Below are 17423 nucleotides of genomic sequence, written 5' to 3'. Positions count from 1 at the left end.
CGGCCCCACCCGCCCGGCGCGTACTACTCGGAGAAGCACTCCTTGGTGCCCTTGTGCAGCTTGAGGCTCAGGTCGGGCAGCTTGAAGGTGCCGGCGGTGGTCGCCCAGGCCTTCTGCTCGACGTTCGACAGCTTCGCGCCCTTGGCGCGCTGCGCGAAGCCGTACGGGTGGACCTTGTCCTCGGTGTTGGGCTGGATGCCCGGGTTCTTCAGGGCACCGGCGGCGACGCCGATGTCGATGTTCGAGAACTCGGCGTCGGCCTTCAGCGAGGAGACATCGAGGTAGATGTCCTTCGCGTAGACCTTTTCCTTGCCCGTACCGGCGCGCAGCTCAAGGCTGACGTTGCCGATGAACGGCACGTCCGGCGTCACGACGGACTGGCACATGTCGGTGATCCAGGCCTCGCTGAAGCCCGACACGGCCACGGGCTCGTGGAAGGTCTTGCCCTTGAGGTCCTTGCCACCGACGTAGCTGCCGTACTGGACGAAGTCGTTGCCCTCGAGGGACTTCGCCTTAACCTTGAACTCCTGGCCGGAGATGCTGAACGACGCGGCCAGGGCGCCCTGCGCCAGGCCGACGCCTATCGCGGCCGTCGCGGCCACGCTCGGCACCATGACAAGCGCGAAGCGCTTCCATCTGGTCCCGCCACGAACCTGGGACTTCATGAGAATTCCTCCTTCTCGGACGTACATCTCCGGATGGGCCAGGGCCCGTCCTGGGATGGGAGAAGTGCTACGTCCTCGGGAAGGAGAGCGCCGTACTCCAGGCGCGAGGTGCGTCCGAATCACCGGCGATCACCCCCGAGCGACAACCACTGATCACGCCTTCGCGCGACCTGCTGGACAGGCCCTGCCGGTCAGCAGGAACCCCCCTGTCCACGGCCGGCGTCACTGCCGCCGGCCGGCTCGGTGGGGACCCTCGCCGCTCATCCCGCCGGTTGCCGGGCTGGTGCGGTATTGGACCGAGCGTCGCCGATCGTGGTCCATTACCGGCCGGGGCACAAGGGGTTCGTTACTGGCTAGTAACGGGTGCATAACCACGCCACGACAGGGCGATGTCGCCCGGCCACACAGGGTGCCACCGGTGCATGCGACTTAGAAGGAGATGGCCGGAAATACCCGGACAGAAACAATCGGCCGATTTACTCCGAGTAACAGCGGCCGCGTTTGCCAAGTTTTGGCAAAACGCGGCCGCGTCATGTCGCTGTGTCGCCAAATCGGCGGCGTGCGGGGTGGGTCAGGGGCTCAGGTCCCGGCTCGGGTCCGGACTCAGAAGAGCACCCGTGCCAGGGCCTGCCGCGCCGCGGTCACCCTGGGGTCGTCCGGGCCGATGACCTCGAAGAGTTCGAGCAGCCTCAGCCGCGCCGCGTCCCGGTCCTCGCCTGCCGTGCGCCGCACCGCGTCCACCAGCCGCCCGAAGGCGTCCTCGACATGCCCGCCGACCAGATCCAGGTCGGCCGCGGCGATCTGCGCGGGGACGTCGGCCGGGTTCTCGGCCGCGTTCTTGCGGACCTGCTGGGGGTCCATCTCCTGCACCCGGCGGAGCAGTTCGGCCTGGGCCAGGCCGAGCTTCGCCTCGGTGTTGCCGGGGTCGTCGGCCAGCACGTTCTTGTACGCCTGCACCGCGCCGCCGAGGTCACCGGCGTCCAGCGCCTGGACGGCCGCCTCGAGCAGCGCGTCGTACGGGCCCACGGGCGCGGGGGCCGGGGCCGACGGGTCGGCGTTCTGGTCGACCGTGATGCCGGTGAGGCCGAAGCGCTCCTCGCCGACCTGGATCAGCTGGTCGAGGGTGGCCCTGATCTGGGCCTCCGGGGCGGCGCCCTGGAAGAGCGGCAGCGCCTGACCGGCGACGACCGCGAAGACGGCCGGGATCCCCTGGATCCCGAACTGCTGCATCAGCATCTGGTTCGCGTCGACATCGACCTTGGCGAGCACGAACCGGCCGTTGTATTCAGTGGCGAGCCGCTCGAGGAGCGGGCCGAGCTGCTTGCAGGGCTCGCACCACTCGGCCCAGAAGTCGATGACGACCGGCACCTCGGTGGAGCGCTGCAGGACATCACGCTCGAAGCCGGCCTCGTCGACATCGATCACCAGCGCGGAGGGCGCGACGGCCGCGGAGCCGCCCCGCCGGGCGGCCTCGGCGCGGGCCTCCTCCGCCTTGGCCTTGGCCTCTCCGGCCGCCTTCACCGCGGCGAGGTCGACGACGCCGCTCATGGACATGTTCCTAGGCTGCATACGTACATCCTCCCCCTTCCGCGCGCGTAACCGGTAAGCCTCTTGCCACCTCGTGGTCGGCGCCGGGTCCCCACCTGGCGCCAGTGGTTGTCGCTGGGGCCGCTCAGGCCTTTCGCTACGGGTCGTAGCGTAACTGGATCGCCCGCCGGCCGTCCGGACTCGAAGGGGTGAACTGGCTCACAGCACCGCCCCCCTGGCGCGTTACCTACTCGCCGGTATGGTCAACCGTCATGTGTAGCCGCACCACGTCCCGCAGCCGTACCGGACGCCCCCGCTCCCTGGAGGCGGACGCCGCCATCCTGGAGGCGACCAGGGCGGCCCTGGTCGAGCTGGGCTGGTCGAAGCTGACGATGGGCGACGTGGCCAGCCGCGCCAAGGTCGCCAAGACGACCCTCTACCGGCGCTGGGCCGGCAAGAACGAACTCGTCGTCGACGCCGTCGCCGTGCTCTTCGACGAACTCGAACTGCCCGATCTCGGCAGCCTCCAGGCCGACATCGAGCATGTGGTCCTGCAATTCGCGGCGCTGCTCGAGCGGCCGGAGACCCGCACGGCCCTCATGGCGGTGGTCGCCGAGTCCACCCGCGACCAGCCGCTGCGCGAGCGGATCAGGCTCTCGATCGTGGACCGGCAGAAGCGGCTCGTCCTGGAGGGCCGCCAGCGCGCCCAGGCCCGCGGCGAACTCCCCGCCGGCCGCGACCCGCTCGCCACGGACGCCACCGACGACCTGATCTTCGACGTGATCGCGGGCGCGGTGGTGCACCGGGCGCTGGTGAGCGCGGAACCGGTCGACGAGGCCTGGGTCCAGCGCTTCACGGCGCTGCTCATCGGCGGCCTCGGCGCCGCCGCGGCCGCCTCGTGACGGCCGCGGGCGCCGGGAGCCGGCAGGTCGCTCAGACCTGGTAGCGGTCGGCCGCGAAGAGACCGAGGTGCTCCGCGATCCACTCCGAGGTGAGCTTCAGCCCCTCCTCCAGCGGCACCTCCGGCCGCCAGCCGGTCCAGGCGCGCGCCCGGCCGTTGTCCGACAGCAGCCGCTCCACCTCGCTCCCGGCGGGCCGCAGCCGGGCCGGGTCGACCACGACCTCGGCGTCCCGCCCCGAGGCCTCGATCAGCTTGCGCGCCAGCTCACCGACGGCGATCTCCTGCCCCGAACCGAGGTTGACGACCTGACCGAGCGCCCGGTCGCACTCCGCCGCCGCCAGGAACCCCCGCGCGGTGTCGGTGACATACGTGAAGTCGCGCGTGGGCGTCAGCGAACCGAGTTTGATCTGCCGTGCTCCGGCGTGCAGTTGGGCGAGGATCGTGGGGATCACCGCACGGGCCGACTGGCGCGGTCCGTAGGTGTTGAAGGGACGGACCACGGTCACCGGCAGTTCGAAGGCGTGCCAGTGGGACAGCGCCATCATGTCGGCGCCGATCTTCGAGGCGGAGTACGGCGACTGCGGCTGGAGCGGGTGGTCCTCGCCGATCGGGGCGGTGCGGGCCGTGCCGTACACCTCGCTGGTGGAGGTGTGGACGAGGCGGCGCACCTGATGGCGGCGGCAGGCCTCGGCGACGTTCTCCGTACCGACGACATTGGTCTGCACATACGCGCCGGGCGAGTCGTAGCTGTACGGGATGCCGATCAGGGCGGCCAGGTGGAAGACGGTGTCGCAGCCGGCGACGGCGTCCGCCACCCGCCCCGGGTCGCGCACGTCACCGGCGATCAGCTCCACGTCGTCCCGGCGGTGCGCCAGATTGCCCTTGTCGCCGTACGGCTTGTAGTGGACGAACGCCCGCACCCGGGCGCCCCGTTCGACGAGCAGGTCCACCAGGGTGGAGCCGATGAAACCCTCCGCCCCGGTGACGAGGACGGTGCGGTCGTTCCAGTTCGTCGTGGTCATCGTGCGTACTCCTTGGCGGTGCGGGAAGCGAGGGCGAGGACCCGCTCGGCGAGCAGGTCGGCGGCGCGGGCGTGCGGGCCGGGGGTGGCGGCGCCGCTCATCGCGGCGAGCCGGGCCGGGTCGGCGAGCAGCGGCTCGACGAGCGCGGCGAGCCGGTCCGCGGTGGTGTCGGCGTCGGCCAGGAGCAGTCCCGCGCCGGCGTCGGTGAGGACCCGGGCGTTGTGGGTCTGGTGGTCGCCGGGTGCGTGCGGGTACGGCACCAGGACGGCGGGGACGCCGGTGGTCGCCAGCTCGGCGACGGTCGCCGAACCGGCCCGGCAGACCACGAGGTCGGCGGCTGCGTAGGCCAGGTCCATCCGGTCCAGGTAGCGGACCGCGCGGGCGACCGGGTTGCCGTCGAGCGCGCGCCGGGTCGCGTCGAGGGCGGCCGGTCCGGTCTTGACGAGGAGATGGACGTCGCGCCGGTGGCGCCAGCGCTCGGCGAGCCCGAGCGCCGCCTCGGTGAGCCGGGCGGCGCCCAGGCTGCCGCCGTTGAACAGCACGAGCCGTGCCCCGTCGGGGACCTGCAGCTCCCGCCGGGCGGCCGGGCGCAGCGCCTCCCGGTCGAGGGCGGCCAGGGAGGCGGCGATCGGCATGCCGGTGGTGACGGCGCCGGGGAGGTGGCCGGTGTCGAAGGCGACGGCGATGTGCGGGGTGAGGCGGGCGGCGAACTGGTTGGCCCGGCCCGGTACGGCGTTGGACTCGTGGATCAGACACGGCAGGCCGGCCGTCCGGGCGCCGAGGACGACCGGTGCGCTGGGGTAGCCGCCCATGCCGACCGCCACCTGCGCGCCCTGGTCACGCAGGACGGTCCGGCACTGGGCGGCCGACTTCAGCAGGGCGGCGGGCAGGAGGTAGCGCCGGGCGCCGAGCGCCGGGTCGAAGGGGATCATGTCGACGGTGTGCAGCGGGTACCCGGCGGCCGGTATCAGCTCGGTCTCCAGGCCCCGGCGGGTCCCGACGAAGGAGATGACGGCGCCGGGCGCGGCCCGGCGCAGGGCGTCGGCGAGGGCGAGCCCGGGATAGATGTGGCCACCCGTGCCTCCCGCCCCGATCACGACTGACAGTGGAGTGCGCATGGCACGGCACGGTCCCGGGGCGGTCTAAGAGGGTTCTAAGAGACCGCTTTGGCAGGCTGGGCCCATGAGCGCAGCGAAGATCCTGGTGGTCGACGACGAGCCGGAGGTCCGGGCCGCCCTGGAGGACGGCCTGGCGGTGGAGGGGTACGAGGTGCGCGGCGCCGCCGACGGGCTGGCCGCGCTCTCCGCCGTGGCCGACTGGCAGCCGGACGCGATCGTCCTCGACGTGATGATGCCCGTACTGGACGGGCTCGCCGTCTGCCGCCGCCTGCGCGCCCTCGACGACCGGACACCGGTGATCGTGCTGACCGCGCTCGGCTCGGTGAGCGAGCGCGTCGACGGCCTGGACGCGGGCGCGGACGACTATCTGGTGAAGCCGTTCGCGCTCGACGAACTGACCGCGCGGCTGCGGGCGCTGCTGCGCCGGACGGCGCCCGGCCCGCACGAGCCGGTGGCGCTCGGGTTCGCGGACCTGCTGGTGGATCCGGAGACGAGGACCGGCAGCCGGGGCGGCCGTCCGCTGGAGTTCAGCCGTACCGAGTTCGCGCTGCTGGACCTGCTGCTGCGCCATCCGCGCCAGGTGCTGCCCCGGGAGCTGATCCTGGAGCGGGTGTGGGGCCAGGACTTCGGCCCGGACTCCAACTCCCTCGCCGTCTACGTCGGATACCTGCGCCGCAAGCTGGAGGCGGGCGGCGAACCCAGGCTGGTCCACACCGTGCACGGCGTCGGCTACCGGCTGGACGAGTCGTGAGCGCCCGGCGCCGGCTGGGCGCCAGGTGGCGGCGGTACCGGCCGCTGCGCACCCGGCTCGCCGTCGCCGCGTCGACGGCCGTCGCGCTGGTCGCGGTGGGGGTGTGCGCGGCGGCGTTCGCCGTGATCCGCTACGAGCTGTACCACCAGCTCCAACTGAACCTCACCCAGTCGGCGACCCTGGCCACCCAGCAGAACCGAGGCGCGGCGCCCGGCGTCCTCGCCGGGGAGTGCCGGTTCCTGTCCGCCCCCGCCTGCGCCCAGATCGTTCCCGCGGACCCGGCCGCCGACCCGGCGGAGCCGTACCTGCTGCCGGTCTCGGAGCCGGTGCGCGAGGTGGCGGCCGGGCAGCGGGCCCCGTACTACCGCGACATCACCCTGGACGGCCGGCCCGGCCGGATGCTGACCACGCCGTTCGGCAAGGGGAAGGCGCTTCAGGTCGCGCTGCGGGCGGACACGGTCGAGCAGGGCGTACGGCAGGCGGCGGGCCTGCTCGCGCTGGTCGGCGGCGCCGGGGTGCTGCTCGCCGCCGGGCTCGGCTACGCGGTGTCCCGGACAGGACTTGCGCCGGTGGCCCGGCTGACCGCGACGGCCGAGCGGATCGCCGCGACCCGGGACCCGCGCCACCGCATCGAACTGCCGCCGGGCCCGCCGGGCCGCGAGGACGAGGTGACCCGGCTGGCCGCGACGTTCAACACGATGCTGGGTGAGCTGGAGCAGTCGGTCACCGCACAGCGGCGGCTGGTGGCGGACGCCTCGCACGAACTGCGCACCCCGCTGACGGCGCTGCGCACCAACGCGGAGCTGCTGGCCCGGGCGGACCGGCTCGACCCGGCGCGGCGCGAGCGAGCGTCGGCGGCGCTCGGCCGGCAGCTGCGGGAGGTGACGGGCCTGGTCAACGACCTGATCGAACTGGCGAGGGACGAGGAGCCGCAGCCGCTGGTGGAGGACGTACGGCCGGCGGCGCTGCTCGCGTACGCGGTGGCGTCCGCCCGGGCGCACTGGCCCGGCGTGGAGTTCCGGACCCTGGTCGAGGAGGAAGCGGCGGAGCTGACGATGCCGGGGGTGCCGGCCAGACTCTCGCGGCTGCTGACCAATCTGCTCGACAACGCCGCCAAGTTCAGCCCGCCGGGCGGGCCGGTCGAGGTCGAGCTGACGCCCCGGGCGCTGACGGTACGGGACCACGGCCCCGGAATCGCGCCGGAGGACTTGCCGTACGTCTTCGACCGCTTCTACCGCGCCGAGTCGGCCCGCGCCCTGCCCGGCTCGGGCCTGGGCCTCGCCATGGCCCGCCAGATCGCCCGCGCCCACGCCACGGACCTGACGGCCGAGAACGCCCCGGGCGGCGGGGCGCTGTTCCGCCTCCCGCTCCCGCCGGGCGCGAAACGTCCGGCGGGAGGGGAGGCGTGAGGCGGGAGGCGCGAGGCGGCGCCGGGGGGATGGGGCGCCGCCTCCCGCGTTCTCATGACGGGGGCTAGAAGCCTGGGGGCTCGGTGTACGTGCCCCACTCGTCCCGCAGCGCGTCGCAGATCTCGCCGAGGGTGGCCTCCGCCCGTACGGCGTCCAGCATCGGCGCGATCATGTTGGAGCCGTCCCGGGCCGCCGTCAGCATCGCCTCCAGCGAGGCGCGCACCTTGGCGTCGTCCCGGCGGCCCTTGCGCTCGCCGAGTACCCGGACCTGCTCCCACTCGACCTCGTGGCTGACCCGCAGGATCTCCAGGTCGCCGGTGACCGAGCCGTGGTGGACGTTGACGCCGACGACCCGCTTGTCGCCCTTCTCCAGCGACTGCTGGTAGCGGAAGGCGGACTCGGCGATCTCTCCGGTGAACCAGCCGTCCTCGATACCGCGCAGGATGCCGGAGGTGATCGGCCCGATCGGGTGCTTGCCGTCCGGGTGGGCGCGCAGGCCCCGCTCCTTGATCTGGTCGAAGATCTTCTCGGCCTCGGCCTCGATCCGGTCGGTGAGCTGCTCGACGTACCAGGCGCCGCCCAGCGGGTCGGCGACGTTGGCGACGCCGGTCTCCTCCATCAGGACCTGCTGGGTCCGCAGCGCGATCTCGGCCGCCTGCTCGCTGGGGAGCGCGAGGGTCTCGTCGAGGGCGTTGGTGTGCAGGGAGTTGGTGCCGCCGAGGACGGCCGCGAGCGCCTCGACGGCGGTGCGGACCACGTTGTTGTACGGCTGCTGGGCGGTGAGCGAGACACCGGCGGTCTGGGTGTGGAAGCGCAGCCACTGGGCCTTGTCGGTCTTGGCGCCGTACACCTCCTTCATCCAGCGCGCCCAGATCCGGCGGGCGGCGCGGAACTTGGCGATCTCCTCGAAGAAGTCGAGGTGCGCGTCGAAGAAGAAGGAGAGGCCGGGCGCGAAGACGTCGACGTCCAGGCCGCGGGAGAGGCCGAGCTCGACGTAGCCGAAGCCGTCGGCGAGGGTGTACGCGAGCTCCTGCGCGGCCGTCGCACCGGCCTCGCGGATGTGGTAGCCGGAGACGGAGAGCGGCTTGTAGGCGGGGATGGCGGAGGCGCAGTGCTCCATCAGGTCGCCGATCAGACGCAGATGGGGCTCGGGCTGGAAGAGCCACTCCTTCTGCGCGATGTACTCCTTGAAGATGTCGGTCTGGAGCGTGCCGTTGAGGACGCCCGGGTCGACACCCTGGCGCTCGGCGGCGACCAGGTACATGCAGAAGACGGGCACGGCGGGCCCGCTGATGGTCATGGAAGTCGTGACGTCGCCGAGCGGGATGTCCTTGAAGAGGACCTCCATGTCGGCTGCGGAGTCGATGGCGACGCCGCAGTGGCCGACCTCGCCGAGGGAGCGGGGGTCGTCGGAGTCGCGGCCCATGAGCGTCGGCATGTCGAAGGCGACGGAGAGCCCGCCACCGCCGGCCGCCAGGATCATCTTGTACCGCTCGTTGGTCTGCTCGGCGTTGCCGAACCCGGCGAACTGCCGGATCGTCCAGGTGCGGCCGCGGTAGCCGGTCGGGTGGAGGCCGCGGGTGAAGGGGTACTCACCGGGCCAGCCGATCCGCTCGAAGCCCTCGTAGGTGTCACCGGGCCGGGGCCCGTAGACCGGCTCCACGGGATCACCGGAGAGCGTGGTGAAGTCGGCGTCGCGCTTGCGGGCCGCGTCGTAACGGGCCTGCCAGCGTCGGCGGCCCTCCTCGATGGCGTCAGCGTCCATACCCTCGAATTTACTAGGACGTCCTAGTAAATGTCGATGGGAAGCCTCCGCACATTTGTGCGGAGGCTTGGGGTCAGGCCTTGGCGGGAGCCGGCTCCGCGCCGCTGACCAGCGGAAGCGTCTCGCGGACGACCTTGCGCTCGACGAAGAAAGCGGCGAAAGGAATCGTCCCGGAGAGCAGGATCCACAGGAGCTTGCCGAACGGCCACTTCGCCTTGGAGCCCAGGTCGAAGGCGAAGATCAGGTAGATGATGTAGAGCACGCCGTGGGCCTGGGAGACCGCGAAGGTCACATCCTCGCCCGTGTCGAAGCCGTACTTGAAAACCATGCAGGTGCAGAGCACCAGCAGCATCACGGCGGTCACCAGGGCCATGACCCGGTAGCGGGTCAGCACGCTCTTTTTCATGGCATCGAGCGTAACGGGCCGTTCCGGGCGATCTTCGCGGGGGCCGGGGGGCTACCCCTCGTCGAAATCGTGCGCCGCGACCCGCAGGGGGCGCAGGAGGGCGAAGATCTCGGCGCACTCCTCCGCGTCGTACACCCCGAGCCCGAAGTCCATCTCCATCAGGTCGCGGGTGGCCGCCTCGACCACCTCGCGGCCCTTGTCCGTGATGGAGGCCAGCGTGCCGCGCCCGTCGTTGGGGTTGGGGCGCTTGGAGACCAGGCCGGACCGCACCAGCCGGTCGACGGTGTTCGTCACCGACGTGGGGTGGACCATCAGCCGCTCGCCGATCTTGGACATCGGCAGCTCACCGGCCTTGGAGAAGGTGAGCAGGACCAGCGCCTCGTAGCGGGCGAAGGTCAGTCCGTACGGCTTGACGACCGCGTCGACCTCGGCGAGCAGGATCTGGTGGGCGCGCATGATCGAGGTGATCGCGGCCATCGACGGCACGGGGCCCCAGCGGTTCTGCCAGAGCTCGTCCGCGCGGGCGATCGGGTCGAAGGGGAGGCTGAGCGGTTTCGGCACGGCACGACCTTACCGACTGGTCACATGCTGGTCAGCCCCGTCTCGTTCTTCGGTCCTGCGGACTTCAAGGACGAGGGCGAGGACGACGGCGGTGCCGACGACCCCGGCGCCGGTCACCACGGTGTGGACGGCGAAGAACTCGGCGGCGGCCCCGGCCGCGGCCATGCCGACGCCCTGGACGGTCATCGTCCCCGCCGAGAGCAGCGTCATCGCCCGGCCGCGCAGCTCCTCGGGGACGGCCGCGACGAACCAGCCGTCCAGGCCGAGGGTGTACGCGCCGGTGGCGCCGGCCAGGGCGAGCGCGAGGACGGTGAGGGTGATCCCGGGGTGGAGCGCGTACAGCAGGTAGGGCAGCAGCCCTACGGCGGCCAGGGGCAGCACGAGCCGGGCGCGGGCCGCGGGGCCGAGCAGCGATCCCGCGAACAGTTCCCCGGCGATGGTGCCGACGGGCAGCGCGCACATGAGGACGCCGAGGGCGGCGGCGGAGGCGCCGACGGAGTCGGCGTACGGGGCGGCGAGCGCCTCGGGCACGACGGCGAACATCGGCGGCACCCAGAACAGCAGCAGGAGCGCGCGGATCCGGCGGTGCCGCAGGACGGCGAGGTTGCCGCGCCGGGTCGCGGCGCCGGTACGGGCCCGGGCGGGCCGGTGCCGGGTTCCGTACCGCAGCAGCAGCGCGGAGGCGACGAAGGTGACCGCGGTGATCCCGATCGCGGCGCGCGGGGCGACGACGGAGAGCAGCAGGCCGCCGGCGGCGAACCCGGCGAGGAGGGCGCCCTGGGAGACGATCCGGAGGAGGGAGCGGCCGAGGACGTAGAGGTCCTCGTCACCGAGGATGTCGGCGAGGGTGGCGAGGCGGGTGCCGCTGAAGACGGGCGCGACGAATGCGGTCGCGCACCGCAGGACGAGCAGCCCGGCGACAGGCGTGCCGGGCAGCACCATCACCGCGACGCACCCGGCACACACGAGGTCACAGACGACGAGCACGCGCCGGGCCGGGTACCGGTCGGCGACCCCGGCGAGCAGGGTGCCGCCGAGCAGGTAGGGCAGGAACCCGAGGGCGAAGGTGAGCGAGCTGAGCAGCGGGGAGCGGGTGAGGTCGTAGACGAGGACGGTGAGGGCGACCTCACTGACGGCGATCCCGAGCAGCGACAGCGTATGCGCGGCAAAGACGACCCGAAACTCCCGCACCCGGAACACGGCCCGGTATCCGGGAGACGCGCCGGATCCGCCGGAACGGGGGCCGGGGCCGGAGGCGGTCACCGGACGCGGGCCGGGGTCCGAGGCTCCCGGGCCCGCCCCGGCGCCCCTGGCCGCCGCTTCGGGCCTCCGGCCCTTGGCCGCTCGGCACGACTCCCGGCCCGTGGCCGCCCGGTTCGGCCTCAGATCGGGGGTCGACGGTTCGGGGCCCAGGCCCGAGGCCGTCGGGCCGGGGCTGGCGCCCGCCGGGCTCGCTGCTTCGCCGCGCGGTGGAGGTGTGGACATGGCGTCCACACTCGCCGCGCCCATCCCTCCCCCCTAGACTTTCGGCTCCAGCCGAATCCTGGGGGCGTCATCCCGCATCATCTCCACTTCAGCGACACCGACCTGCTCCGCTGCCGGTTCGCCGTCTCGCCCCTCTGGGAGACCCACGCCGCCGTGCGTACCCTCGCGCGGCCCGGGCAGCACGGGTACCACCTGCCGTGGCTGCGGCGGATCAAGGAGGCGGCCGGGCGGCTGGATCTCCGGGCGCTGCAGCTGTTGATGCCCCGGCACGGGCACTCCCCCGACTGCCTGTTTCCGCCGCCGCTGGGGCCCGCCGCCTCGTTCGAGGAGGAGATCGCGGCCGTGCGGGCGACGGATCCGGCCGCCGCCCGTGAGGAGATGGCGCGGGCGCTCGCCGATACGCCCGGTGCCGCCGGCAGCGAGGCCGGGCGGGCGATGCTCGACGATCCGGCGCGGGCCGTGCGGGAGCTGGCCGGGCTGCTGGAGCAGGCCTGGGAGGCGCTCGTGGCGCCCGAGTGGCCGCGGCTTCGTGCCCTGCTGGAGGCCGACGTGGCGTTCCACTCCCGGCGGCTCGCGGACGCCGGTCTGGAGACGCTGCTCGGTGAGCTGAGCCCCCGCGTCTCCTGGGACCGGTCCTCGGCCCGGCTCACCATCGACTACCGCGAGGAGCACACCCGTACGCTCGACGGGCAGGGGCTGGTGCTGATGCCGTCCGTGTTCGTCTGGCCGGATGTGGTCAGCGGTTTCGACCCGCCGTGGCAGCCGACCGTGGTGTATCCGGCGCGCGGCATCGGCGGGCTGTGGGCCGAGCGCGGCAGCCGCACCCCGGACGCGCTCGCCAAGCTGCTGGGGCGGGCCCGGGCGGATGTGCTGTGCGCGCTGGACGAGCCCGCGAGCACGACGGCGCTGGCGCACCGGCTGGGCCTGGCGGCGTCGTCGGTGTCGGCGCATCTGTCCGTACTGCGGGGCGCCGGGCTGCTGGTCTCGCGCCGCCACGGACATCAGGTGCTGTATGAACGCACCCCGCTGGGCATCGCGGTGTCGCGGCCCGGCGCCGACTGACGTCCACCGTCGCCCGAGGGGGCTGGATGCCCGGCCGCAGACATGGCGGACTCGTCCGCGTACTCACCGCGCCGGTCGTGTCCTGCGCGCTGCTCGCCGGCTGCGCAGGCACGGAGGCGGACAGGGAGCCGGCGCTGCGACGGGAGCAGACCGAGCGAGCGACGGCGAAGCCCCCGCCGCGGTGGCCGGGGGCTTCGAGGCATTCGGGTGTCACCCGCGGGTTGTGCGGGTGGGCCGTGCGCCGTCAGGCGGACAGGTGCCGCTCCACGGTCTGGACCTTGCTGGTGAGTCCGTCGGTGACACCGGGGCGCACGTCTGCCTTGAGTACGAGCGAGACCCGCGGGGCGCGCGCCTCGACGGCGGCGACGGCGCGCTTGACGACGTCCATGACCTCGTCCCAGTCACCCTCGACGGAGGTGAACATCGCGTCCGTGTGGTTCGGCAGCCCGGATTCGCGGACGACCCGGACGGCGTCGGCGACGTACTCGCCGACCTCTTCGCCGACGCCCAGCGGGGTGACGGAGAAGGCGACGATCACGCGTTCACCGTGCCCTCGCGGCGGGCGCGGGAGGCGATGACGGCGTTCTCGGCCTCGCGCTTGAGCTTGCGGTCGGCGAAGAAGCCGCCGAGCGGCAGCACGGAGAGGACGAAGTAGAGCGCGGCGGTCTTGAACTGCCACTTCGTGCGGTTCCAGGCGTCCAGCCAGAAGAGCACGTACAGGATGAAGAGGATGCCGTGGATCGCGCCCATCACCGGCACGGCGTTGAAGTCGGTCGTGCGCTTGAGCACCGAGCAGACCAGCAGGAGCAGGAAGGAGACGGCCTCCGGGGCGGAGACGAGTCGGAGTCGGTGGAGGGAGGAGGCGGTCTTGATGTCCACGGGGTCACCTTCGGTGGGAGGGGCCGGTGATCTTGTGAATGGATGCACAAGCGCACCTATTGTGGCAGTTGCCTTTACCGGGACTTTGACCGGGGCCTTGGACCCTGTCGGGGAGCGCCACCTGCAAGTAACGTCACCCCGTGGCAACGTTTCGACTCCAAGGCAGCAAAGTGCTCGCCGTCGACATGACCGGCGACACCGTCAAGGCCAAGAACGGCTCGATGGTCGCCTACGACGGCCAGATGGCGTTCAAGAAGATGTCCGGCGGCGGTGAGGGCATCCGCGGCATGGTCACCCGCCGGCTCACCGGCGAGCAGATGACCGTGATGGAGGTGAAGGGGCAGGGCACCTGCTACTTCGCCGACCGGGCCTCCGAGATCAACCTGGTCTCGCTGCACGGCGACAAGCTGTACGTCGAGGCGAGCAACCTGCTCTGCACCGACGGCGGCCTGCGTACGGGCACGAGCTTCACCGGGCTGCGCGGCGGGGCGACCGGCAACGGCCTGTTCACCACCACCGTCGAGGGCAGCGGCCAGGCCGCGATCATGTCCCACGGCCCGGCGGTGGTGCTGCGGGTGACCCCGCAGTACCCGCTCTCCGTCGACCCCGGCGCGTACATCGCCCACCAGGGCAACCTCCAGCAGAGCTTCCAGTCCGGTGTGACCTTCCGCACGTTGATGGGCGAGGGCGGCGGCGAGGCGTTCCAGATCCGCTTCGAGGGCGACGGGATCGTGTACGTGCAGCCGAGCGAGCGCAACACGGTGGGGGGTGACATCTGATGCCGTTCCGCGAGATCAATTCGAAGATGGTCGAGGCCCAGGTCGTGCCGGGGCAGCGGATGTTCAGTCAGCGCGGGGCGATGCTCGCCTACCGCGGCGACGTCACTTTCACGCCGAACATCGCCGGCGGCCAGGGCGGCGTGATGTCGATGATCGGCCGCCGGGTGGCCGGTGAGGCGACCCCGCTGATGACCGTCGAGGGAAACGGCACGGTCATGTTCGGTCACGGCGGTCACCACATCCAGGTGATCCAGCTGACCGGCGACACCCTGTACGTCGAGGCGGACCGGCTGCTCGCCTTCGACGGGTCCCTGGAGCAGGGCACGATGTTCATGGGCGCCCAGGGCGGCGTCATGGGCATGGTGCGCGGCCAGGTGACCGGTCAGGGGCTGTTCACCACGACCCTGAAGGGTCATGGCGCGGTGGCGGTGATGGCCCACGGCGGAGTGATCGAGCTGCCGGTCACCCCGGGCCGGGCGGTCCATGTGGACCCGCAGGCGTATGTGGCCCACCACGGCGACGTACGCAACAAGCTCTCCACCGCGCTGGGCTGGCGCGACATGGTGGGGCGCGGCTCGGGCGAGGCGTTCCAGCTGGAGCTGAGCGGCAGTGGTGCGGTGTACGTCCAGGCGTCGGAGGAGAAGCTGTGAGCGCCCCTGTGGTTTTCGACCCCCACACCTTGCCGTCGGACGACAACGTCAGTCCGTACACCTTCTGCGTGGAGCTCAAGGGCTCCCAGTGGTTCCTGCAGAAGGGCAAGATGATCGCCTACTACGGGCAGATCGAGTTCAACGGCATCGGCCATGGCCGCTTCGAGCGGCTGCTGCGCACCAGCTTCCATTCGCCGCTGCATGCGAGCGACTGGGTGGTGGCCGAGGGCAGCGGCAAGATGCTGCTGGCGGACCGGGCCTTCGACGTGAACTCGTTCGACCTGGACGAGGGCAATCTGACCATCCGCTCCGGCAATCTGCTGGCCTACCAGCCGTCGCTGGCGCTGAAGCAGTCGATCGTGCCGGGGTTCGTGACGCTGATCGGCACGGGGAAGTTCGTGGCGGCGTCGAACGGTCCGGTGGTGTTCATGGAGCCGCCGCTGCGGGTGGATCCGCAGGCGCTGGTGGGCTGGGCGGACTGCCCTTCGCCGTGCCACCACTACGACCACGGGTACATGACCGGCGTGATGGGCGGTCTGCGGGCGCTGACGGGCCTGGGCGGCGTCTCCGGCGAGGAGCACCAGTTCGAGTTCGTGGGGGCGGGTACGGTCCTGCTCCAGTCGACGGAGACGCTGATGGCGGAGCAGCCGACGGGCGCCGTGCCACATGAGCCGGGGGTGCCCGGAGGCCAGGGTGGAGCCGGATTTGGCCATGGTTCGGCCGGTTCGGTACCGCGCCTTCCCGGACAGCTCGGAGACCTCCAGCGCCGCTTCGGGCTGTAGCCGGTAGTCTGCGGAGTGTGACGCCCTCGAACGTCTGCGCCTTTGTGTGCGGGACCCGGGGGACCGCCAGTCGAACGCGCGGGCGCGCCGACTCGTATCCGGCGTCACACTCCCCAACTTCGTCCAGTATTCAACTTCTTAGGTAGAATCCATATATGGAGACCGAGACCGCCACCCTCCCTCAGAGCGCCGCCGAGGGGACCCGCTGGCTGAGCGACGCCGAGCAGTGTGCCTGGCGCACCTATCTGGACGTCAACAGGATGCTGACGTACCAGTTGGAGAAGGACCTCCAGCCGTTCGGCCTGACCATCAACGACTACGAGATCCTGGTGAATCTCTCGGAGTCGGCCGAGCGCCGCCTGCGCATGAGCGACCTCGCGGCGGCGACGCTCCAGTCCAAGAGCCGGCTCTCGCACCAGATCACCCGTATGGAGAACGCGGGCCTGGTCCGCCGCGAGAACTGCGAGTCCGACCGGCGCGGGCTGTACGCCGTCCTCACCGACCACGGCATGGACACCATGCGCAAGGTCGCGCCGCACCACGTGGAGTCCGTCCGCAAGCACTTCATCGACCTGCTGTCGCCCGAGGCCCTCGCGGATCTACGCGAGTCACTTTCCCCGGTCGCCGACCACCTGCGCGGCCGCCGCGGCAAGCCGTAACCGGCCCGAGCCGACGGCGGCCGGCCGCATCTCAGCCGTTCGTCAGTGTGTGCACCAGTTCGTCGGCGGCCGCGTACGGGTCGAGTTCGCCCGCGACGATGCGTTCCGCCAGCGCGTCCAGGCGCCGGTCGCCGTGGAGGTCGCCGATCCGCTCGCGCAGGGCCGTGACGGCGATGGTCTCGACCTCGCGCGCCGAGCGCGCCCGGCGGCGGTCGGCGAGTACGCCCCGCTCCTCCATCCAGGCGCGGTGCTTCTCCAGGGCCTCGACGACCTCGTCGATGCCCTCCGCGCGGGCGGCGACCGTCTTCACGATCGGCGGCCGCCAGTCGCCGGGCCCCCGGGATTCGCCGAGGCCGAGCATGTGGTTGAGCTCGCGGGCGGTGGCGTCGGCGCCGTCCCGGTCGGCCTTGTTGACCACGTACACGTCGCCGATCTCCAGGATGCCCGCCTTCGCGGCCTGGATTCCGTCGCCCATGCCCGGCGCGAGCAGCACGACGGAGGTGTCGGCCTGGGAGGCGATCTCGACCTCCGACTGGCCCACACCCACCGTCTCGACGAGGATCACCTCGCAGCCGGCCGCGTCCAGGACGCGGATGGCCTGGGGCGCCGCCCAGGCGAGGCCGCCGAGGTGGCCGCGGGTGGCCATGGACCGGATGTAGACGCCCGGGTCGGAGGCGTGCTCCGACATGCGCACCCGGTCGCCGAGGAGCGCGCCGCCGCTGAACGGCGACGAGGGGTCCACGGCGAGCACGCCGACCCGCTTGCCGGCCCGCCGGTAGGCGGAGACCAGCGCGGACGTCGACGTGGACTTGCCGACGCCGGGTGAGCCGGTCAGGCCCACCACGTACGCCCCGCCGGTCAGCGGGGCCAGCGCCGCCATCACCTCACGCAGCTGCGGGGACGCCCCCTCCACGAGTGAGATCAGCCGGGCCACGGCCCGTGGCCGGCCTTCCCGTGCCTGGGCGACCAGCTGGGGGACGTCCACCATCACGCAGCTCCGTT

The 17423-nt window shown here is 72.0% G+C and carries 19 protein-coding genes; 8 read left to right on the top strand and 11 right to left on the bottom strand.

Annotated elements, in window-relative coordinates:
* Positions 1 to 23: 23 nt before the first annotated feature.
* Both IEZ01_RS14440 and IEZ01_RS14435 read right to left on the bottom strand, forming a co-directional pair.
* Complete coding sequence (locus IEZ01_RS14440) at positions 24 to 665, bottom strand: DUF6230 family protein (RefSeq protein ID WP_019889557.1); 642 nt, start codon at positions 663 to 665, stop codon at positions 24 to 26.
* 603 nt (positions 666 to 1268) lie between these two features.
* On the bottom strand, positions 1269 to 2234 hold the full coding sequence (locus IEZ01_RS14435; protein ID WP_078513413.1) for a tetratricopeptide repeat protein: 966 nt from the start codon (positions 2232 to 2234) through the stop codon (positions 1269 to 1271).
* A 230-nt stretch (positions 2235 to 2464) separates the two neighbouring features.
* Here IEZ01_RS14435 and IEZ01_RS14430 point away from each other — a divergent pair, with 230 nt between their 5' ends.
* Positions 2465 to 3094, top strand: coding sequence for a TetR/AcrR family transcriptional regulator (locus IEZ01_RS14430; protein ID WP_019889555.1), 630 nt, complete (start codon positions 2465 to 2467; stop codon positions 3092 to 3094).
* A gap of 31 nt (positions 3095 to 3125) precedes the next feature.
* Here the strand turns inward: IEZ01_RS14430 and IEZ01_RS14425 are convergent, their stop codons facing one another.
* Together IEZ01_RS14425 and IEZ01_RS14420 are read right to left on the bottom strand one after the other, a co-directional pair.
* The gene (locus IEZ01_RS14425) at positions 3126 to 4115 is read right to left on the bottom strand and encodes a GDP-mannose 4,6-dehydratase (protein ID WP_019889554.1); all 990 of its coding nucleotides are present in this window, start codon (positions 4113 to 4115) and stop codon (positions 3126 to 3128) included.
* On the bottom strand, positions 4112 to 5233 hold the full coding sequence (locus tag IEZ01_RS14420) for a UDP-N-acetylglucosamine--N-acetylmuramyl-(pentapeptide) pyrophosphoryl-undecaprenol N-acetylglucosamine transferase (protein ID WP_028797991.1): 1122 nt from the start codon (positions 5231 to 5233) through the stop codon (positions 4112 to 4114). Before IEZ01_RS14420 ends, IEZ01_RS14425 begins: the two co-directional genes overlap by 4 nt.
* 64 nt (positions 5234 to 5297) lie before the next feature.
* Here IEZ01_RS14420 and IEZ01_RS14415 point away from each other — a divergent pair, with 64 nt between their 5' ends.
* A complete protein-coding gene (locus tag IEZ01_RS14415) occupies positions 5298 to 5984 on the top strand; it encodes a response regulator transcription factor (RefSeq protein ID WP_019889552.1) in 687 nt (228 codons plus the stop codon).
* Positions 5981 to 7393 (top strand): sensor histidine kinase, encoded by a 1413-nt coding sequence (locus IEZ01_RS14410; protein ID WP_189201973.1) that lies wholly within the window; start codon positions 5981 to 5983, stop codon positions 7391 to 7393. The genes IEZ01_RS14415 and IEZ01_RS14410 overlap by 4 nt, the downstream gene beginning before the upstream one ends.
* A 64-nt stretch (positions 7394 to 7457) precedes the next feature.
* On the opposite strand, the gene icmA is transcribed toward IEZ01_RS14410, so the two are convergent.
* The 4 genes from icmA to IEZ01_RS14390 all read right to left on the bottom strand — a co-directional run bounded on the left by icmA (position 7458) and on the right by IEZ01_RS14390 (position 11325).
* Complete coding sequence (gene icmA / locus IEZ01_RS14405; protein WP_019889549.1) at positions 7458 to 9158, bottom strand: coenzyme B12-dependent isobutyryl-CoA mutase large subunit; 1701 nt, start codon at positions 9156 to 9158, stop codon at positions 7458 to 7460.
* Positions 9159 to 9231: 73 nt separating this feature from the next.
* Positions 9232 to 9564 (bottom strand): DUF3817 domain-containing protein, encoded by a 333-nt coding sequence (locus IEZ01_RS14400; protein WP_028797990.1) that lies wholly within the window; start codon positions 9562 to 9564, stop codon positions 9232 to 9234.
* A gap of 51 nt (positions 9565 to 9615) precedes the next feature.
* Entirely contained in the window at positions 9616 to 10125 is a 510-nt protein-coding gene (locus IEZ01_RS14395) for a MarR family winged helix-turn-helix transcriptional regulator (RefSeq protein ID WP_019889547.1), read from the bottom strand.
* A gap of 9 nt (positions 10126 to 10134) precedes the next feature.
* Positions 10135 to 11325 (bottom strand): MFS transporter, encoded by a 1191-nt coding sequence (locus tag IEZ01_RS14390; RefSeq protein WP_019889545.1) that lies wholly within the window; start codon positions 11323 to 11325, stop codon positions 10135 to 10137.
* Between the two features lie 354 nt (positions 11326 to 11679).
* On the opposite strand from IEZ01_RS14390, the gene IEZ01_RS14385 reads away from it, so the two are divergent.
* Complete coding sequence (locus tag IEZ01_RS14385) at positions 11680 to 12672, top strand: ArsR/SmtB family transcription factor (protein ID WP_028798363.1); 993 nt, start codon at positions 11680 to 11682, stop codon at positions 12670 to 12672.
* A 244-nt stretch (positions 12673 to 12916) separates the two neighbouring features.
* On the opposite strand, the gene IEZ01_RS14380 is transcribed toward IEZ01_RS14385, so the two are convergent.
* Both IEZ01_RS14380 and IEZ01_RS14375 read right to left on the bottom strand, forming a co-directional pair.
* Positions 12917 to 13210, bottom strand: coding sequence for an MTH1187 family thiamine-binding protein (locus IEZ01_RS14380; protein WP_019889543.1), 294 nt, complete (start codon positions 13208 to 13210; stop codon positions 12917 to 12919).
* Positions 13207 to 13551 carry a DUF3817 domain-containing protein gene (locus tag IEZ01_RS14375; RefSeq protein WP_019889542.1) on the bottom strand — a complete coding sequence of 115 codons (345 nt, stop codon included), beginning with the start codon at positions 13549 to 13551 and terminating at the stop codon, positions 13207 to 13209. Before IEZ01_RS14375 ends, IEZ01_RS14380 begins: the two co-directional genes overlap by 4 nt.
* Before the next feature lie 140 nt (positions 13552 to 13691).
* On the opposite strand from IEZ01_RS14375, the gene IEZ01_RS14370 reads away from it, so the two are divergent.
* From IEZ01_RS14370 to IEZ01_RS14355, 4 genes are all read left to right on the top strand, one after another.
* Complete coding sequence (locus IEZ01_RS14370) at positions 13692 to 14330, top strand: AIM24 family protein (protein WP_028797989.1); 639 nt, start codon at positions 13692 to 13694, stop codon at positions 14328 to 14330.
* Positions 14330 to 14980 carry an AIM24 family protein gene (locus tag IEZ01_RS14365; RefSeq protein ID WP_019889539.1) on the top strand — a complete coding sequence of 217 codons (651 nt, stop codon included), beginning with the start codon at positions 14330 to 14332 and terminating at the stop codon, positions 14978 to 14980. The genes IEZ01_RS14370 and IEZ01_RS14365 overlap by 1 nt, the downstream gene beginning before the upstream one ends.
* Positions 14977 to 15762 carry an AIM24 family protein gene (locus IEZ01_RS14360; protein WP_028797988.1) on the top strand — a complete coding sequence of 262 codons (786 nt, stop codon included), beginning with the start codon at positions 14977 to 14979 and terminating at the stop codon, positions 15760 to 15762. The genes IEZ01_RS14365 and IEZ01_RS14360 overlap by 4 nt, the downstream gene beginning before the upstream one ends.
* A gap of 155 nt (positions 15763 to 15917) precedes the next feature.
* Positions 15918 to 16421, top strand: a complete 504-nt coding sequence (locus IEZ01_RS14355) for a MarR family winged helix-turn-helix transcriptional regulator (RefSeq protein WP_019889537.1) — start codon at positions 15918 to 15920, stop codon at positions 16419 to 16421.
* Positions 16422 to 16452: 31 nt separating this feature from the next.
* Here the strand turns inward: IEZ01_RS14355 and meaB are convergent, their stop codons facing one another.
* Complete coding sequence (gene meaB, locus IEZ01_RS14350) at positions 16453 to 17409, bottom strand: methylmalonyl Co-A mutase-associated GTPase MeaB (RefSeq protein ID WP_019889536.1); 957 nt, start codon at positions 17407 to 17409, stop codon at positions 16453 to 16455.
* Positions 17410 to 17423 lie beyond the last annotated feature (14 nt).

The sequence above is a fragment of the Streptomyces purpureus genome, from assembly GCF_014648195.1.
GTDB classification, from domain to species: Bacteria; Actinomycetota; Actinomycetes; order Streptomycetales; family Streptomycetaceae; genus Streptomyces; species Streptomyces purpureus.
The sequence above is the reverse complement of the archived record's forward strand: the minus strand, read 5'-3'. Positions and strand labels throughout refer to the sequence as shown.

Bases quoted from the DNA above. Each gene is read 5' to 3' on its own strand.
- icmA (WP_019889549.1), bottom strand. From the start codon at position 9,158: ATGGACGCTGACGCCATCGAGGAGGGCCGCCGACGCTGGCAGGCCCGT.
- IEZ01_RS14440 (WP_019889557.1), bottom strand. From the start codon at position 665: ATGAAGTCCCAGGTTCGTGGCGGGACCAGATGGAAGCGCTTCGCGCTT.
- meaB (WP_019889536.1), bottom strand. From the start codon at position 17,409: ATGGTGGACGTCCCCCAGCTGGTCGCCCAGGCACGGGAAGGCCGGCCA.
- IEZ01_RS14355 (WP_019889537.1), top strand. From the start codon at position 15,918: ATGGAGACCGAGACCGCCACCCTCCCTCAGAGCGCCGCCGAGGGGACC.
- IEZ01_RS14430 (WP_019889555.1), top strand. From the start codon at position 2,465: ATGTGTAGCCGCACCACGTCCCGCAGCCGTACCGGACGCCCCCGCTCC.
- IEZ01_RS14365 (WP_019889539.1), top strand. From the start codon at position 14,330: ATGCCGTTCCGCGAGATCAATTCGAAGATGGTCGAGGCCCAGGTCGTG.
- IEZ01_RS14420 (WP_028797991.1), bottom strand. From the start codon at position 5,233: ATGCGCACTCCACTGTCAGTCGTGATCGGGGCGGGAGGCACGGGTGGC.
- IEZ01_RS14435 (WP_078513413.1), bottom strand. From the start codon at position 2,234: ATGCAGCCTAGGAACATGTCCATGAGCGGCGTCGTCGACCTCGCCGCG.
- IEZ01_RS14415 (WP_019889552.1), top strand. From the start codon at position 5,298: ATGAGCGCAGCGAAGATCCTGGTGGTCGACGACGAGCCGGAGGTCCGG.
- IEZ01_RS14425 (WP_019889554.1), bottom strand. From the start codon at position 4,115: ATGACCACGACGAACTGGAACGACCGCACCGTCCTCGTCACCGGGGCG.
- IEZ01_RS14400 (WP_028797990.1), bottom strand. From the start codon at position 9,564: ATGAAAAAGAGCGTGCTGACCCGCTACCGGGTCATGGCCCTGGTGACC.